The organism is Rhodococcus sp. AC861 (assembly GCF_979256035.1).
This window is the reverse complement of sequence record NZ_CEEDMW010000005.1, coordinates 334,519-352,251: the sequence shown is the minus strand read 5'-3', so window position 1 is coordinate 352,251 and position 17,733 is coordinate 334,519. Positions and strand designations below refer to the sequence as shown.

The following is a 17,733-nucleotide window of genomic DNA, read 5'->3' as shown; positions in this document are numbered from 1 at the left end:
CGCGGTAAGTGTGCAACGGAAGCGGACCATTCGGCACCTTTCGTACCGGACGTCCCCGTGAGGGTGCGGTTCCGGGCCGGACCACGGTTTCGTCGACTTGCCGCCGGGGCGGACGTGGTGGTCCAATGGGAACATACGTTCGAACGAATGAGGGTGCGTCATGGGATGGAACGACGGACCGCCCAGCTGGACCGAGATGGAGCGGCTGCTCTCGGGAAAGCCCCGTGTCATCGATCCGCTGGCCGCGGGCGACGGCGGTGACAGTCCGGCCTGGTCGCGGAAGCGGGATCCGTACGAGGGCGCGGTGGTGCGCCCACAGAACACCGTCCCCTACGCCGAGTTGCACGCGCATTCGTCGTTCAGCTTTCTCGACGGAGCTTCCCAGCCGGAGGAGATGGTCGAGGAGGCCGTCCGGCTGGGTCTCGACGCCATCGCGCTGACCGACCACGACGGCATGTACGGCGTCGTGCGCTTCGCCGAAGCGGCGCGCGAGCTGGACATGAAGACGGTGTTCGGCTCCGAGCTCTCCCTGGGGGAAACGGGTTTGCCGACCGAATCACGCACCGGCGCAGCCGATCCGGACGGAACTCATCTTCTGGTTCTCGCTCGCGGGCAGGAAGGCTACCGACGGCTCTCCCGGGAGATCGCCACCGCGCATCTCGCCGGGGGCGAGAAGGGGCGTCCGCGCTACGACATCGATGCGCTTGCCGACGCAGCGGGCGGGCACTGGCAGATCCTGACCGGGTGCCGCAAGGGCAGTGTGCGGCGTGCGCTGGCCGAGAGCGGGCCGGCGGCGGCAGAGCAGGCGCTACGGGAACTCGTCGACAGGTTCGGTCGGGATCGGGTCACGGTGGAGCTGACCCGTCAGGGAATCGCGGAGGACGACGACCGCAACGACGTCCTCGCGGAACTGGCCCAGCGGTTGTCGCTGCCCGTCATCGCCACCACGTCGGCGCACTTCGCGCGGCCCGGCCGTCGGCGACTGGCCATGGCGATGGCGGCGGTGCGCTCGCGCCGCAGTCTCGACGACGCGTCGGGTTGGCTTCCGCCGCTGGGTGGGACGCACCTGCGCTCCGGCGCAGAAATGGCGCAGCTGTTCTCGGCGTATCCCACCGCCGTGTCCCATGCCGCGGCACTGGGGGAGGAGTGCGCATTCGACCTGCACCTCATCGCGCCGCAGCTGCCGCCGTTCGACGTACCGGAGGGCCACACCGAGATCACGTGGCTCCACGAGTTGACGATGCGCGGTGCCGAGCGTCGCTACGGTCGACGCGAGGACGAACCAGCGGCCTACGCCCAGATCGACCGCGAACTCACCGTCATCACCGAACTCGACTTCCCCGGCTACTTCCTGGTGGTCCACGACATCGTCGACTTCTGCAAACGCGCCGACATTCTGTGTCAGGGCCGAGGATCCGCGGCCAACTCGGCGGTCTGCTACGCCATCGGCATCACCAACGTCGACCCCGTGCGCAACGGGTTGCTGTTCGAACGTTTCCTCTCCGTCGAGCGCGACGGCCCACCCGACATCGACGTGGACATCGAGTCCGACCGTCGTGAAGAAGCCATCCAGCACGTCTACGCCAAGTACGGGCGCGGGTACGCGGCGCAGGTGGCCAACGTGATCACCTATCGCGGCAAGTCCTCCGTGCGGGACATGGCCCGAGCGCTGGGTGCATCGCAAGGGCAGCAGGACGCGTGGAGCAAGCAGATCACCCGCTGGTCCGGCGTGCCGGGCCGCGACCTGTCCGCCGAGGCCCGCGAGACCACCATCCCGCTCCCGGTGCTCGAACTCGCCGCGCAGATCGAGAACTTCCCACGGCATCTCGGCATCCACTCCGGCGGCATGGTGATCTGCGATCGGCCGATCGCCGACGTGTGCCCCGTCGAGTGGGCGCGCATGGAGAACCGCACCGTGCTGCAGTGGGACAAGGACGACTGTGCCGCAGTGGGACTCGTGAAGTTCGACATGCTGGGACTCGGTATGCTCTCGGCGCTGCACTACATGATCGACCTGGTGAAGGAGCACAAGGGACTGCACGTCGACCTCGCCGAACTCGACCTCGGCGAGGCCGCGGTCTACGAGATGCTGCAGCGCGCGGATTCGGTCGGCGTCTTCCAGGTGGAGTCACGTGCTCAGATGGCGACGCTCCCGCGACTGAAACCGCGGGAGTTCTACGACCTCGTCGTCGAGGTCGCCCTCATCAGACCCGGACCCATCCAAGGACATTCGGTGCATCCCTACGTCCGTCGACGCAACGGACTCGAGCCCGTGACGTTCGACCACCCGTCGCTCGAACGTGCTCTCGAACGCACACTGGGTGTTCCGCTGTTCCAGGAGCAGTTGATGCAGATGGCCGTCGACGTCGCGGGGTTCTCGGCCACCGAGGCGGACCAACTGCGTCGGGCCATGGGGTCCAAGCGCAGTCCGGAGAAGATGGACCGCATGCGGCAACGCTTCTACGACGGGATGCGCGACCTGCACGGCATCACCGGCGCCAAGGCCGACCGCATCTTCGACAAGCTCTACGCCTTCGCCAATTTCGGCTTCCCCGAGAGTCATTCGCAGAGCTTCGCGTCGCTGGTCTTCTACTCGTCGTGGTTCAAGCTGCATCACCCGGCCGCGTTCTGTGCCGGGCTGCTCCGCGCTCAGCCGATGGGTTTCTACTCGCCGCAATCGTTGGTGGCCGACGCTCGACGGCACGGTGTCCTGGTGCACGGGCCCGACGTGCGTGCCAGTCTCGCCCATGCCACGGTCGAGAACGACGGCACCGAGGTGCGCCTCGGGCTGTCCGACGTGCGGTCCATCGGGACGGCGTTGGCCGAGAAGATCGTGGCGGCGCGGGAGTCCGGCGGGCAGTTCACGTCTCTGCTCGATCTCACCGGACGTGTGGAACTGACCGTCACGCAAGCGGAGTCACTGGCCACCGCCGGTGCGTTGGCCTGCTTCGGCGTCACGCGTCGGGAAGCGCTGTGGGCCGCAGGCGCCGCCGCAGCCGAACGGCCCGACCGACTCCCGGCGCTCGGTGCGTCCACCAGGGCTCCGTCGCTGCCGGGCATGAGCGCGTGGGAGTTGGCCGCCGCGGACATCTGGGCCACCGGAGTCTCTCCCGACAGCTACCCGACCCAGTTCCTGCGCGAGCGGCTCGACGAGATGGACGTCGTCCCCGCCGACGGTTTGATGGCCGTCGCGGACGGTGACCGGGTGCTCGTGGCCGGCGCGGTCACCCACCGCCAACGTCCGGCCACCGCGGCGGGCGTCACGTTCATCAACCTCGAGGACGAGACGGGGATGATCAACGTGGTGTGTTCGGTGGGACTGTGGCAGAAGTACCGCTCGGCGGCGCAGTTGTCACAGGCCCTGTTCATCCGGGGCATCGTGCAGAACGCCGAGGGCGTCGTGACGCTGGTGGCCGACAAGCTCGAGACGCTGGACCTGCGAGTGCTGCTGCGCTCCCGCGACTTCCGCTGATCCACTCGACCGCCCGGGAAGGTCAGACGCTGCCCTCGAAGTCGCACTGACGCCACGCCTCGTAGACGACGACGGATGCGGCGTTGGTGATGTTCATCGAGCGGCGCCCGGCGAGCATCGGAATGCGCAGACGATCGGTGACATGGGGGTCGGCGAGAACCTCCGGTGCCAGACCGGTGGGTTCCGGCCCGAACAGCAGAACGTCCCCGGCCCGGTAGGACACCGACGCGTAGGACGTGGTGGCGTGTGCGGTGAAGGCGAACACACGCTCGGGTGCGAGCGACTCCCACGCGGCCTCGAGATTCGCGTGCACCGTCACCGACGCCAGGTCATGGTAATCCAGACCCGCTCGACGGAGCTTGGGTTCGGACAGGTCGAATCCCAGCGGCTCGACCAGGTGCAGTTCGCACCCGGTACCGGCGACGAGTCGGATCGCGTTGCCGGTGTTCTGGGGGATTCGGGGCTCGTGGAACATCAGACGGAACACCCGTTCAGCCTGCCATGTCCCACCGGCGCCGCGGAGCGTGGGAAACTTGTCGGCGTGACCGCAACGAGACTGGACGGCAAACTCACCCGCGACGAGATCTTCGTCGACCTGACCGCGCGGGTCACCGCACTGCGCGAGCGTGGGATCACCCCCGGCTTGGGGACGGTGCTGGTCGGTGACGATCCGGGCTCCGCTGCCTACGTGCGCGGCAAGCACAACGACTGCGCCAAGGTGGGCATCGCCTCCATCCGGCGCGACCTCCCGGCGGACGTGTCCAGCGACGAGCTCGACGCCGTCATCGACGGGCTGAACGCAGACCCGGCCTGCACCGGCTACATCGTGCAGCTCCCGCTGCCGAAGCACCTGGACGAGAACCGCGCCCTCGAACGCGTGAACCCCGAGAAGGACGCCGACGGCCTGCATCCCGTCAACCTCGGCCGGCTGGTCCTGGGCGAGGACTCCACCCTCCCGTGCACTCCCCGCGGAATCGTGCACCTGCTGCGTCGCTACGACGTCCCCATCGCCGGTGCTCATGTGGTCGTCGTCGGACGCGGAGTCACAGTCGGCCGGCCTCTGGGTCTCATCCTCACGCGCCGCTCCGAGAACGCCACCGTGACGCTGTGCCACACCGGTACCCGTGACCTGGCCACCGAGGTGCGGCGCGCGGACATCGTCGTCGCCGGTGCCGGCGTCGTCGGACTGATCACGCCGGACATGGTCAAGCCCGGTGCCGCGGTCATCGACGTCGGCGTCTCACGCACCGACGACGGGCTGAGGGGCGACGTGGCCGACGGTGTCGACGAGGTCGCCGGCTTCCTGTCGCCGAATCCCGGTGGTGTCGGACCCCTGACCCGTGCGTTCCTGCTGAGCAATGTGGTCGAGCGCGCAGAGCGTCTGCTGGCCGCCTCGGAGTCGACCCTGTCATGAGCACCTCGTCGCGGCGACCGGCGCGGGACATGCTGCGACGCAGCATCCCCGTGATCGCCGTCGTGGTCGTCATCGTCGTCGCGGTGGTCCTGGTACTTGCCGACAGGTGGCGTCGAGGTGCGTTCGTCTTCGGTTTCGCCACACTGATCGCCGCCGCGTGCCGACTGTGTCTCGGTAGCGAACGTGTCGGAATACTCGCCGTGCGGTCTCGCGCGTTCGACACGGTGTCCCTCGCAGCGGTCGGCAGCGCGGTGGTGTGGCTCGCCGTGTCGATCGACCCGTTGGGTACCGACTAGCCTTCGCGCGACTGGGTCACGCGCAGTGTCAGCGGCACGAAGATCGCGAGCACCATCAGCGAGAACAGGATCGAGTACAGCATCGGGTGGTTCGACGCCCAGTTGATCGGCTCCCGGATGGCGATGGACGGTGCGGTGGGGTTTCCGAACGACTCACGGGTCGAGCGCGCGACCGACGTGATCGGGTTCCATTGCGCCACGGCGCGGAGGGGACCGGGCAGTGTCGACGACGGAACGAACGCCGACGAGATGAACGTGATCGGGAACAGGATGATCATCAGCGCGCTCTGCGCGCTTTCGGCAGTGCTGGCGACCGATCCGACGACCGCGCCGATCCACGACATGGCGAAGCCGAAGAACATCAGCAGCAGGACGGCGCCCACTGCGTCGAGAGCGCTGCCCCGGATGCGCCAGCCCACGGCGTAACCCGCGCCGATCATGACGGCGATGCTGACCACGGAGACCAACATGTCCGACAGCGTGCGACCGAGCACGATGGACAACCGGGACATGGGGAGCGAGTGGAAGCGGTCGACGATGCCTTCCTTGCTGTCCGTCGCCAGGCCGATGGCGGTGAACGCGGCGCTGAACACCACAGTCTGGGTGAAGATGCCGCCCATCAGGAACTCGCGGTACGTCGCTCCGCCGAGTGCTCCGCCGAACACGTAGCTGAAGAGCAGGACGAACATCAGCGGTTGGATGGTCGCGCCGAGAAGCAACTGCGGCACGCGCAGGATGGTCAGCAGGTTGCGCTGCGTCATCGTCACGCAGTCGACGAGGAAGCTGGAGACGTTCTGTTCGCGAACGGGTCTCACCAGGAGCGGCTGAGTCACGATGCGGCCGTCGCCATCGATGCGGGTGAGGAGCTTCCCGTGGATTCGAAGAACACGTCGTTGAGGTCGGGCACGTTCACCCGTGCGTCGCCGACGCGGATCCCGGTGCCGTGCAACCGGCTCAGCACATCCACCATCGACTCGCTTCCCCAGGGAGCGTCGACCGTGAACCACCCTGCGGAGGCGCCGTCGCGATGGACTCGGAAGTTCATGCGCGGCAACAGGTCAGCCGCCAACCGTAGGTCGCGGGGATCGGCCAGGCGCACCTCGACAGACGGAGGGCGGACGCGGGACTTGAGGTCCGTCGGTGTGCCGCGGGCGACGACGACTCCGCCGTCCACGACGACGATGGCATCGGCGAGCCGATCGGCCTCCTCGAGATACTGCGTCGTCAGAAGCACTGCCGTTCCGTCCGCTTTGAGTTCGGTCACGATGTCCCACATGTCGTTACGGCTCCGCGGATCGAGCCCCGTGGTCGGCTCGTCGAGCACGATCAGAGGCGGCCGCGCGACCAGCGCTCCCGCCAGATCGAGTCGTCGACGCATACCGCCCGAGAACGTCGACACCGATCGCTTGCCGGTGTCCTCCAACCGGAAACGTTCGAGCAACTGGTGCGCGCGGGCTCGCGCGTCCCGCGCACTGAGTCCGTAGAGGCGGCCGAGCATGCGCAGGTTCTCGTAGCCCGTGAGCCGTCCGTCCACGGCGGCGTACTGACCGGACAGGCCGATCAGGCCGCGCACGGTCCGCGGATCGCGCACCGCGTCGACACCGGCGACGTGAACCGAGCCGGACGACGGACGGATCAACGTCGAGATGATGCGCACCGTCGTCGTCTTACCTGCCCCGTTGGGTCCGAGAACGGCGGTGACCCGGCCCGCGTCCGCCGTCAGGTCGACGCCGTCGAGCGCGCGGTGGGTATTGCGTCGTCCCGTGTAGTCCTTCACCAGTCCGCGAACGTCGACGGCCAGGGTGTCGCCTCGGGAGAGTCCTGCGGTCACCGAGCACCAGCGAGCAGGGCGAGAGGCGCATTCCCCAGGCGGCGCGCGACGGCCGCCAACGCTTCGGGTGTGCCCATCGCGTTGTGCTGGACGTCCACCGGGAAGTCGGTGATGGAGCCCGCGATGTAGCGGCGCCACGCCCACGGAGTGAGAGTCGGATCCGCGTCGACAGTCGCCGAGAAGAACGTGAGGTCGCCGTCGAAACGCTGGGGGGCGTGATCGTGACCGAGGTCGACGAACAGGCGGTACCTCTCGTACAGGCGGCGCATCTGTCCTTCGTCCAGGTGCGCCGTCGGTCCACCGGCGGCACGGATCATCGCGATCGCCTCGTCCAGGCCGATGTCGTCGTCGACGTCCATCTCCAGCGGCAGGAACTCCCGGATCAGCGACGCCACGGACATCTCCGTCCTCGGCAGTCCGGACCCGGCCAGCGGATACGCGTCCATGATGATCAGCTCGACGGTCTCGCCGAGCTTGTGGAACTCGATGGCCATCGCGTGGGCGATCAGGCCTCCGAGGGACCAGCCCAGCAGCCGGTACGGGCCCTCGGGGAACTGGGTGCGGACCGTGTTGACGTAGTCGCGGGCGATCTCGGAGATCGACGCCGGCTCCGGTGCAGCGACCGCGATACCGCGAGCCTGCAGACCCAGGACGGGGATGGAGGGGTCGAGGTGTGGGAGCAGCCCGGTGTAGCTCCACGACAGTCCGATGGCGGGATGCACACAGATCAACGGCGTGACCCCGTCGTCGCCGGCTCTCAGCGGGAGAACGACGTCGGTGCTGGAGCGGCGGACCGACCCGGTGGTGGGGCGTGCGGCATGCGACCCGTTCGAGGCCGAACCGTTCGACCCGGTGCCGTTCGATCCGGTGCCGTTCGGGCTCGTGCCGTTCGTTCCGGTGCCGTTCGCGCCGGTGGCCTTCGTTGCGGTGCCGGTGGACGCGGTGTCCGTGCGACCTTCATCGAGCATGATCAGCTCCTGTAGACGGGCGGACAACGCAGCCGGGGTGGCTGCGTCGAAGAACCAGGTGACGTCGACTGCATCGGTGTCGATGCGGTCGCCGATGCGCTCACGCAGCACATCCATGACGCGCACCGCGGCCAGTGAATTGCCGCCGAGGGCGAAGAAGTCGTCGTCCGGACCGACAGTGTCGAGTCCGAGAACGTCGGCGAAGGACGAGCTCACGATGTCGAGCATCGACCGGACCGGAGCCACGGGGCGGATCGTGGCGACCGCCGACGTCGACTCCCCACGGTGACCGCGACCGAGCGGCTCGAGTGTGCCGACGGGCATCGACAGCGCACGCCTGTCGACCTTTCCGTGCGCGGTCAGCGGCAGGGCGTCGTGCATCGTGATCGTTGCCGGGACGAGTCCACGCGGAAGCAGAGTGGACAGGAACTCGCGGATGTCCACCGGGTCGGCGCCCTGCGTCGTGGTGACGTGAGCCGCCAGGACCGCACCCGCCGTGTTCTCTCCGACGACGACGGCCGCGGACGTCACGGACGGATGCGCGACGAGAACCGCCTCCACCTCGCCCGGCTCGATGCGCACGCCGCGGATCTTGGTCTGGGTGTCGGACCGTCCGGTCATCTCGAGCAGACCGTCGACGGCTGTGCGGACCAGGTCGCCGGTCCGATACATGCGGCTGCCGGGACGACCGAACGGACTGGCGACGAATCTCGACGCCGTGGTCGCGGCGCGGCCCGGATATCCCTGCGCCAGAAGCGGACCCGAGACATAGAGCTCACCGGACTCGACCTCCGACAACGCGTCGGACAGGATGTGGACGGCGGCCGCGGGCACCGGTGCCCCGACGTGCGGCGGTCGGCCGGCGAGTTGGACGCCCATGGTGGCGGCGACGGTGGTCTCACTGGGCCCGTACGCATTGACGACGCGACGTCCGTGCGACCAGGCCTCGAGCAGTGCTGCCGGAAGCGCCTCGCCTCCGGTGCCGACCGTGCGCACCGTCGGCACGTCGTGCGGATCGAGGGTGGCCAGCGACGCGGGTGTCAGGAACAGGACGTCGATCCGCTCACCGTCGATCAGTGCCGACAACGCGCGGCCCGCGTAGGTAGCGGGCGGTGCGACGATCAGCGCCGAACGGCGTCCCACAGCCAGCAGCAGTTCCAGGACTGCGGCGTCGAAGCCCGGTGAGGCAGCGTGGAGGACACGCGAGGTGCGCGTGGTGTCGAAGGTGGATCCCAGTGCCACGGCCAGACTTTCGAGACCGTGGTGGGTGACCGCGACCGGCTTGGGTCGCCCGGTGGTGCCGGAGGTGTAGACCAGGTACGCCACGTCGTCGAGCGTTCGCTCACCTCGGGGTAGGCCGTCGGCAACGATCGGCGAGGCCTCGGTGGTGGACCGCACCCGTGTCCCGTCGACGTCCAGGTCCCACCACGACACGGATGCCGGCACGGCGGTGAGCTCGGCGCGCAGTCCCAGAACAGGTTTCGCGTCCTCGAGGATGTACTTCAGTCGTTCCTCGGGATACGTCGGATCGATCGGCAGCACGGTGGCGCCACTGCGGGCGATGGCCCAGAACGCGGTGACCGACGCCAGCGACCGCCCCATGGCCAGAGCCACGACTGTGCCCGGCACGGCTCCGGCGGCACGCAGCTCGTCCGCCAGCGAGTCCGCGGCGGCGAGGAGCTCGGCATACGTCCGCCGGCCGTCGGCAGCGACGACGGCGGTCCGGTGCGGTGATTCGTCAGCGGCCCGGTGAAGAAGACGTCCGAGGGAGTCGGTTCCCGGGCCGATGCGTGTCGGACCGGTCAGGCTGGCGAGAGACAGTGAGCCGTCGGTGGTGGCTCGATCCACCGTGTCCACCAGGGCCGCCGCCAATGCCCGAGCGGTGCTGGGCAGGAACAGCTCTCGCGAGTAGGTGACGGAGACGACGGCGCCCCCGTCCTCCCGGGCGCGGAGGGTCACGACGAGGTCGAATGCGGACTTGTCGATCGGAAGGGTCAGTGCGGTGACCGTGCGGTCACCCAGTTCCAGATGCAGCGGCGGCGACCCGTGCACCGACAGCATGATCTGCACGATCGGGTGGCGGGCGGGATGGCGCTCGGGACGTAGTTCCGAGACGAGCGTGTCGAAGGGGAGTGCGGCGTTGTCGAACGCATCCAGATCGCGGTCGCGGACCACGGCGAGGGTCTCGTCGAACGACTGGGACAGGGACACGGGGGTGCGCAGCGCGAGAGTGTTCACGGCCATGCCGACCATGGAGTCCGAGCCGTCTCGTCCTGCGAAGGGCGTTCCCACCACGATGTCCGCGGAGCCCAGAAGCGGATCCATCTCGGGTGTGCGCGCAGCGAGTACGGCAGCCAAGGCCGCGTGGACGACCATGAACTCGGTGGCGTGGTGTGCGGCCGCGTACTCGCGGGCTCGGGACCGGGCCTCCGGCGTGAGCACGGCATCGACGACGTCGGCACGTCCGGTCGGACGTGCCGGTCGGGCCATGTCGGTGACCAGTGAGTGCTCGGCCGGACTTCCCTCGAGCGATTCCCGCCAGAACGCGAGCGACCGCTCGCGGGCGTCGCCGGTGATCGATGCGGTGCGAGCCAGGACATGATCGATGTACTGGACAGGTTCCTCGGGCCACACGGGCGCGGAACCCGAGCGACGAGCTTCGTACGCGAGAAGGAGGTCCGTCGTCAGCGGGGTCACGGATTCACCGTCGGCCGCGATGTGGTGGACGGCGACGCCCACGACATGATCCGTCGCGGACAGTCGGATGATGCGTCCGCGCACGGGAATCTCGGTGGACAGGTCGAACGGGGTGTCGGAGAGCTCGTCCAGAACGGCCTGCACCTCGGGTCCGGTGACGTCGAGATCGTCCGCACCCGCCTCGACGACCGTCAGGGGGACGTGAACCGGGGGGAGAACGACCTGGACGGGGGCACCGGCCACGGTGGGATAGACCGTGCGCAGCGATTCGTGGCGGGCGACGACGTCGTCCAACGCAGCTCCGACCGCATCCGTGTCCAGCGGTCCGCGGATGTGCAGAGCGGCGACGATGATGTACGCCGACGCTGTGCTGGCCACCTTCGAGGCGAACCACATCGACAGCTGCGACGGTGAGAGCGGCATCGGATCCGGCCGGACGATCGGGGTCCGAACGGCGCGAGGCGCACCGAGTGCGTGCCGTGCGTCGGTGGGGCGACTCGCCGCGGTCGATTCCGCCACCTCGGTGAAGGCGGGCAGCTCCAACAGTTCCGCGAGCTCGGGGAGTTCGGCCAATTCGGCGACGGTAGGTCGGTCGAAGACGGCCCGCACCGGGACGTGCACTCCGGTCACGTCCGCGATGCGTGCGGCGTACCTGGTCGCGGTCAGCGACGTTCCGCCGAGGGCGAAGAAGTCGGCGCTCACGCCGACCTTCTCGACTCCGAGGACGTCGGCCAGGACCGACGCGAGAGCGACCTCCGCAGCGGTCCGTGCCGCACGGTCCGACACGTCCGTGAGGGCGTCGGGCACGGGTAGGGCGGCGCGGTCGAGCTTGCCCACAGGGGTGAGGGGGAAGTGGTCGAGCACGGCGACCGTGGTGGGCACCATGTGCCGGGGGAGCCGGGAGCGTGCGAACCGCAGGACGTCGGCCCCGTCGATGCCGTCGCCCGACTGCACGAACGACACCAGCAGAGTCTCGCCGGTGGGACCCGGCGCGGTGACCGTCACGGCGCCGCCGACACCGGGTGCTGTCGACAACACGGCGTCGATCTCGCCGAGTTCGATGCGGAGCCCTCGGATCTTGACCTGGAAGTCGCTGCGTCCGGTGATGCGCACCAGCGGTTCGGTCCCGTCGGGCGGGAACGACCACTTGGCCAGGTCGCCGGTGCGGTAGGTCCGGGCGCCCGGCAGCCCGTACGGGTCCGCGACGAACCGGGCGGCCGTCAGCGCGGGGCGATCGAGGTACCCCCTGGCCAGCTGCGTGCCGGCCAGGTGGAGTTCTCCCTCCACACCGGGGGCGACCGGGCGCAGCCGAGCATCGAGAACCACGGCGCGCATGCCACCGACCGGGCGTCCGATCGAGACCTCGTCGCCGAGGGTGAGGTGTTCGAGGTGCGAACTGATGGTCGTTTCGGTCGGACCGTAGACGTTGACTATTCTGCGACCGGACGCGACGGCGTCCAGAAGATCCGGCCCGAAGTTCTCCCCACCGATTCCCAACCCGACCAGGTCGGCCGGAAGGGGCTCGACGTCGATCATCGTCGCCAACACGGACGGCGTGAGGAACGTGTGGGTGACCTTCTGCTCGCGCACCAGAGTGCTCAGTTCGGTGCCGCCGACGATGCCGGGAGGCACGATCACCAACGTCGCTCCAGATCCGAAGGCCAGACCCAGCTCGAGCATCGACGCGTCGAAACTGGGCGACGCGAAGGACAGGACGCGCGAGGACTCGGTGGTCCCGAACGCGCGCACCAGTTCCGCCGTGACGTGTCCGAAGCCGCGCCGCGTGACCTGCACGCCTTTCGGCCGCCCGGTCGTTCCCGAGGTGTACGTGACGTACGCGGTGCAGTCGAGAGGTATCGACCAGTCGTCGGTGTCGACGGCGAGAGAGGGCACGCCGTCCTCGGCGAACAACGCGTCGGTGGTGGTCCACAGGAAGCCGTCGCTGGGAACATCGGCGGGATCGGAGCAGACGGCGTGCAGAGTCTTGCTGTCGCGCACCATGAATCGGCGGCGCTCGGCCGGGTAGTCCGGGTCGACCGGGACGATCGCCCCACCGGCGCGGGCGACAGCGAGGATCGCCGCCACCGACTCGGTGGATCGCCGGAGAAGTCCGATCACCCGAGTATCGGCGGAGACCCCGTTGTCGATCAGTCGAGCGGCGCCGCGCGAGACCAGAGTGTCGAGCTCCGCGTAGGTGGTGTGGCGATCACCGTCGACGATCGCGATCGCCCCGGGCGTCGTGACGGCGCGGAGCGCGACCGATTCGTCCAGCGAGGTCACCGCGTCGACGGATCGAAGCTTCGCACGTCCGCGCATGGGAACGGTCGCCGCGCGTTCGTGGGGAAGCAGGACGCCGATGTCCGACAGCGGAGATTCCAGCGTCGTGGTCATGACGTCGAGTACCGACAGCAGACGGTCGAGGAAGGCGGTGGCCGTGCGACGGTCGTAGAGGTCCGTCGAGTAGTCGATCTCGATCGCGGATCCGCCGGAGTGCCCGGCGGAGTCGTCGAGGACGACTTCGAGGTCGTACTTCGCGCGCCCCACATCGATGCGGTGAGCCGAGATCTGCGCACCACCGACGGCCGCAGAGATGTTCGGCGTGGTCCGCTGCGTCAGCATCACGTCGAACAGGGGGTGGCGTCCGGGAGTGCGCGGGGGATCGAGCGCCTCGACCAACACCTCGAAGGGCATGTCGGCCCGGGCGAGCGCCTCGAGGTCTGCGGTACGCACGGCCTCGAGGTGTTCGGCGACCGTCGCGGTCGGATCGACCACCGTCCGCAGTGCCACGGAGTTGACGAACATGCCGACGACGGTGTCGAGGTCCTGGTGGCGACGTCCGGCGACGGCCGTACCGACGGTGACGTCGTGTCCGGCACCGAGTTCGGCGAGGACGATGACCAACGCCGCGTGGACGATCATGAAATGCGACAGTCCGATTCGGCGGGACACCGAGTCGAGCTTCGCGGTCTGCTCGGCGTCGAGCTCGATCCCGACGGTGGCGCCGAGACCGGTCGGCTCGGTGGGCCGTGCGCGATCCGCGCCCGGGGTGGGGACGTCGGGCAGTCCGGCCAGAGTGTCGAGCCACCACGCGGTCGCGGAGGCGAGGGGCGACGACGGATCGTCGAGCGAGCCGAGCGATCGACGCTGCCATTCCGACGCATCCGCGTACTGGACGGGGAGCGGCGCCCACCGTGGTTCGTCACCGTCGACACGAGCCGTGTACGCCGCCAGAAGATCGGCCGCGAGGACACCGAGCGACCAGCCGTCGACGCAGACGTGATGCAGGATTAGCGCGAGAACATGATCGTCCGATCCGGGCCCGACCGTGAGGATCGCGGCTCGGAGCGGGAGGTCGGCGGCGAGGTCGAACGGCCGTGAGGCGACGTCTGCGAGTGTGGCCGTGACGGCCTCCTCGTCCGCCGCGTCGATCAGCGCGACGTCGAGCGCGGTCGTGGCGGCCTCGATCCCGAGGACGATCTGCACCGGTCCGACCTGCTCGGCTGCGGGACGCGTGTCGTCGATGCCGAAGACGGTCCGCAGGCTCTCGTGGCGCGTCACCACGTCGACGAGTGCCGACCGAGCCGCCTCGACGGAGAAGGTTCCGGAGATCCTCAGTGCCATCGGAACGTGATACGTGGCCGACGGCCGGTACTGCTCGATCCACCACATGCTGCGCTGCGGAGGTGACGCCGCGATGGGGACGCTGCGGTCGACGGGAACGGGGCCGGATTCGTCACCCGATTCCCTCGGACCTCCGTCGTCGAGGTGGAGTGCGAGGCGTTCCACCACGGGGTGGGAGAAGATCTCACGGACACCGATGGAGTGGCCGCCGACGGCGGAGACTCGCGAGGCCACGCGTGTCGCCAGCAGCGAGTTCCCGCCCAGCTCGAAGAAGTCGTCGGTCGCGGCGACGTCGTCGAGACCGAGGATCTCGGCGAGGATGCCCGCGACGAGGATCTCGTTCTCCGTCTCGGGGGCGCGTGTCGGGCGGTCCTCACGGGCGCTGTGTTCGGGGAGGCGGCGTCGGTCGATCTTGCCGTTGGGGTTCAGGGGCATCTCGTCGAGGACGGTGATGCGATTGGGAATCATGTACTGCGGCAACAGGAGCGCCAGCTCGTCGACGAGGCCGTCGGACTCCGCGGCCGACCCTGCGTCCACGGTGACGAAGCCGTCCAGAGTTCGATGTGCGCCACTGCCGCGCACGACGACGGCGGCGTCGACGACGTCGGACAACGAGCGCAGAGCCTCTTCGATCTCGCCCAGTTCGATGCGGAACCCGCGCACCTTGACCTGGCCGTCTCGACGGCCGAGGTAGACGAGGGTGCCGCGGGTGGTCCAGGTCACGAGATCGCCTGTGCGGTAGAGCCGATCGGAGTATCCGAACGGATCGGCGACGAACCTGCCGGCGGTCAGATCGGTGCGGCCGAGGTATCCCCGTGCGATACCGGTTCCACCGAGGTACAGCTCGCCGACACATCCCGGTGCGGTCAGCGCGAGGTTGCTGTCCAGGACGAAGGCGCGGATGCCGGGGAACGGCGATCCCAGTTCGACCTCGTGTTCGGCGACCAGTGGACCGAACGTCACGGCGACCGTGCTCTCGGTCGGACCGTAGACGTTGACGAGCCTGCGTCCGGGAGCCCAGTCGTCCACCAGCGCAGCGGGAACGACGTCGCCGCCCACGCCGATCGCACGCGGCCCGCCGCCGACCGGCACGCGCACGGTGGCCAGTGCCGACGGTGTGACGAAGCCGGCGTCGATACGAAGATCGTGGAGCGCCGCGGCGAGCTCGTCGCCGCCGTGGACGTCCGACGGGACGACCACGAGGGTTCCCCCCGACCCGAAGGCGAGCACCATCTCGAGAATCGATGCGTCGAAACCCGGTGAGACGAAATGCATCACACGGGCCGCGCGCGGCAGACGGTGCGAGGAGATCGCCGCGTAGGTCATGGCGGCGAGTCCGCGATGCGTCACGGCGACGCCCTTGGGTGTGCCGGTACTGCCCGACGTGTAGATCACGTACGCGAGATCGTCCGGACCGGGTCGGGAGAAGACCGGTCGGGGGAGGAGGGGTCGAGACGGTTCGCGGACGTCGTCGACGAGGATCCACTGCACCTGGGACGGGAGGGTGTCGACCAGGTCGCTCGTGGTCACTCCGACCAGCGCGCCGCTGTCGTGGACGATCGTGGCGATCCGCTCCAGAGGGAGAGCGGGATCGATCGGCAGATAGGCGCCACCGGACTTCGCGATGGACCACGCCGAGGTGATCGACCAGTGCGACCGGGGCAACGCCGAGACGACGACGATGTCCGGGCCGATGCCGAGATCGGTCAGTTCGCGTGCCAGGTCGTCCGAGCGTGCGTCGAGTTCGGAGTAGGTGACCTCGACGGTGCCGTCCACGACGGCAGCATTGCCGGTGCCGAGAGCGACTCCGCGCGTGAGGATGTCGGCGAGCGTGGCGAACGGGGGAACCATGACGTCCGTGGGGGGCAGCACCTCCAGCCGCTCCTGCTCGGTCACCAGGGAGATGGTGCGCAGCGGGGTGCCGACCTCGGCGGCTGCGAATTCGACGAGGAACTGGGCGAATCGCTCGCTGTGGGTCACCAGGTCGTCGGCGGAGTACAGCGCCGGATTCCCCTCGAGGTCGACCCGCAGACGGCCCGAGGTGGTGCTCTGGTGCACGGTGACCGCCATGTCGGCAGTGGGACCGGAGGTGAGGAGTTCGAGGTCGGCGGGGATGTCGCCGAGCATCACGCGCTCACCGAACATCATGAGGTTGATGGTCGGGCCGAGTGTCACTCCAGGGGCGCCCAGCAGATGCGCGATTTCCGACGCGGGAAGGAGTTGATGACGCAGAGATTCACTGACGCGCCGACCCACCTCGCGCACCACGTCGCCGATCTCGACGCCGCCGCCGCAGTGAGCGGGCACGGGTACGGCGTTGGCGGCCATCGACGCGGACTCGCGCATCCAGGACGTGACGCGCGCCGCCATGGGCATGGTGACCACGACGTCCGGGGTGTCGGTGACCCTGGCGAGAAACGCCGCGAATGCTGCGGCCACCACGACCGCGACGGTGCTCTGATGACGTTCGGCGGCATCGTGGACGGTGCGGTCGGCATTGGTGCCCAGCAGGGTGTCGCAGCGGTGGTTGTACGCCGACGGGGGAGCGACCCGGCCCGACATGGAGACCGGCTCACCCAGGACGTCGCGGAGACCGGCCCAGTACGCGCGGTCCCGCTCGAGTCTGGACGATGCCCGGTACTTCGCCTCGGCCAGCGCGAACGCTCGGGGATGTCGGGCGCGCGCCGGCGGTGGTTCCCGGCCCTCGACCAGTGCCGAGTAGATCTCGGCGGTCCGGGCGGCGGCGACGGATGCTCCGTACCCGTCGATCGCGACGTGGTGTCCGCGGGCGTACCAGTAGTGATGGTCCTCGCCCAGGGTGATCAGCGCGGTGTAGCCGAGCGCGTCCCGGTACATGTCCAGCGGCCGGGTGAACTCCGTCATGAGCTCGACCGCGGCATCCTCGGGGTCGTCCTCGCCGCTCACGTCCACGCGGATCAGCTCGACGTCGGCGAGCGACCTGTCGAGGCGTTGACGGACGGTGTGTCGGCGGCCGGCATCGGGATCGTCGGCATCCTCGCCCTCGGTGACGAGAGTGGTGAGCATGGATCCGGTCTCTACGGTGGTCTGCCGCATCGCCTGAGCGAGGAGTTCCACGTCGATGGGCCCGCGGATGTCCATGTAGTGGGCCACCGCGAAGGTCACGTCGGGATCGAGCTCCTGCAGCAACCACATGTCGCGCTGAGCCGTGGTCAGGTCGAAGACGTCCTCGTAGTCGCTGCCCGTGTCCACGCCGGCATCGACGTCGCCGACATCACCGGACTTCGAGTGCGAGCTCCGCTCGGCCATGTGTTCCCCCGGATAGTTCACTTGCGCACTGCGTGAACTTCCGCCCACCGTGGATGTCCCACGGCTCCGACACTAACAAACCCGAAACTTGATTTCGACGGTCCTTGTGTACTACAGGTTTCTTTGTGAGGTGTGCCAACCTCCAC

7 protein-coding genes are annotated in these 17,733 nt (G+C 68.7%); 3 read left to right on the top strand and 4 right to left on the bottom strand.

What is annotated here, in order from left to right:
* Positions 1-160: 160 nt before the first annotated feature.
* Positions 161-3,472, top strand: coding sequence for an error-prone DNA polymerase (locus AC0IX4_RS17845; protein ID WP_471830215.1), 3,312 nt, complete (start codon positions 161-163; stop codon positions 3,470-3,472).
* A 22-nt stretch (positions 3,473-3,494) separates the two neighbouring features.
* Here the strand turns inward: AC0IX4_RS17845 and AC0IX4_RS17840 are convergent, their stop codons facing one another.
* Positions 3,495-3,959, bottom strand: coding sequence for a tRNA (cytidine(34)-2'-O)-methyltransferase (locus AC0IX4_RS17840; protein WP_042573120.1), 465 nt, complete (start codon positions 3,957-3,959; stop codon positions 3,495-3,497).
* Positions 3,960-4,013: 54 nt separating this feature from the next.
* Between AC0IX4_RS17840 and AC0IX4_RS17835 the strand changes: the two genes are divergently transcribed.
* Together AC0IX4_RS17835 and AC0IX4_RS17830 are read left to right on the top strand one after the other, a co-directional pair.
* Positions 4,014-4,886, top strand: a complete 873-nt coding sequence (locus tag AC0IX4_RS17835) for a bifunctional methylenetetrahydrofolate dehydrogenase/methenyltetrahydrofolate cyclohydrolase (protein WP_471830214.1) — start codon at positions 4,014-4,016, stop codon at positions 4,884-4,886.
* The gene (locus tag AC0IX4_RS17830; protein WP_042573122.1) at positions 4,883-5,182 is read left to right on the top strand and encodes a DUF3017 domain-containing protein; all 300 of its coding nucleotides are present in this window, start codon (positions 4,883-4,885) and stop codon (positions 5,180-5,182) included. The genes AC0IX4_RS17835 and AC0IX4_RS17830 overlap by 4 nt, the downstream gene beginning before the upstream one ends.
* On the opposite strand, the gene AC0IX4_RS17825 is transcribed toward AC0IX4_RS17830, so the two are convergent.
* Genes AC0IX4_RS17825 through AC0IX4_RS17815 form a run of 3 tightly spaced genes read right to left on the bottom strand, consistent with a single transcriptional unit; the run spans position 5,179 to position 17,587 of the window.
* On the bottom strand, positions 5,179-6,015 hold the full coding sequence (locus tag AC0IX4_RS17825; RefSeq protein ID WP_042573123.1) for an ABC transporter permease: 837 nt from the start codon (positions 6,013-6,015) through the stop codon (positions 5,179-5,181). The two genes, AC0IX4_RS17830 and AC0IX4_RS17825, sit on opposite strands and share 4 nt — an antisense overlap.
* The gene (locus tag AC0IX4_RS17820) at positions 6,012-7,013 is read right to left on the bottom strand and encodes a daunorubicin resistance protein DrrA family ABC transporter ATP-binding protein (protein WP_042573124.1); all 1,002 of its coding nucleotides are present in this window, start codon (positions 7,011-7,013) and stop codon (positions 6,012-6,014) included. The genes AC0IX4_RS17825 and AC0IX4_RS17820 overlap by 4 nt, the downstream gene beginning before the upstream one ends.
* Positions 7,010-17,587 (bottom strand): amino acid adenylation domain-containing protein, encoded by a 10,578-nt coding sequence (locus AC0IX4_RS17815; RefSeq protein ID WP_471830213.1) that lies wholly within the window; start codon positions 17,585-17,587, stop codon positions 7,010-7,012. Before AC0IX4_RS17815 ends, AC0IX4_RS17820 begins: the two co-directional genes overlap by 4 nt.
* Between the last annotated feature and the right edge of the window lie 146 nt (positions 17,588-17,733).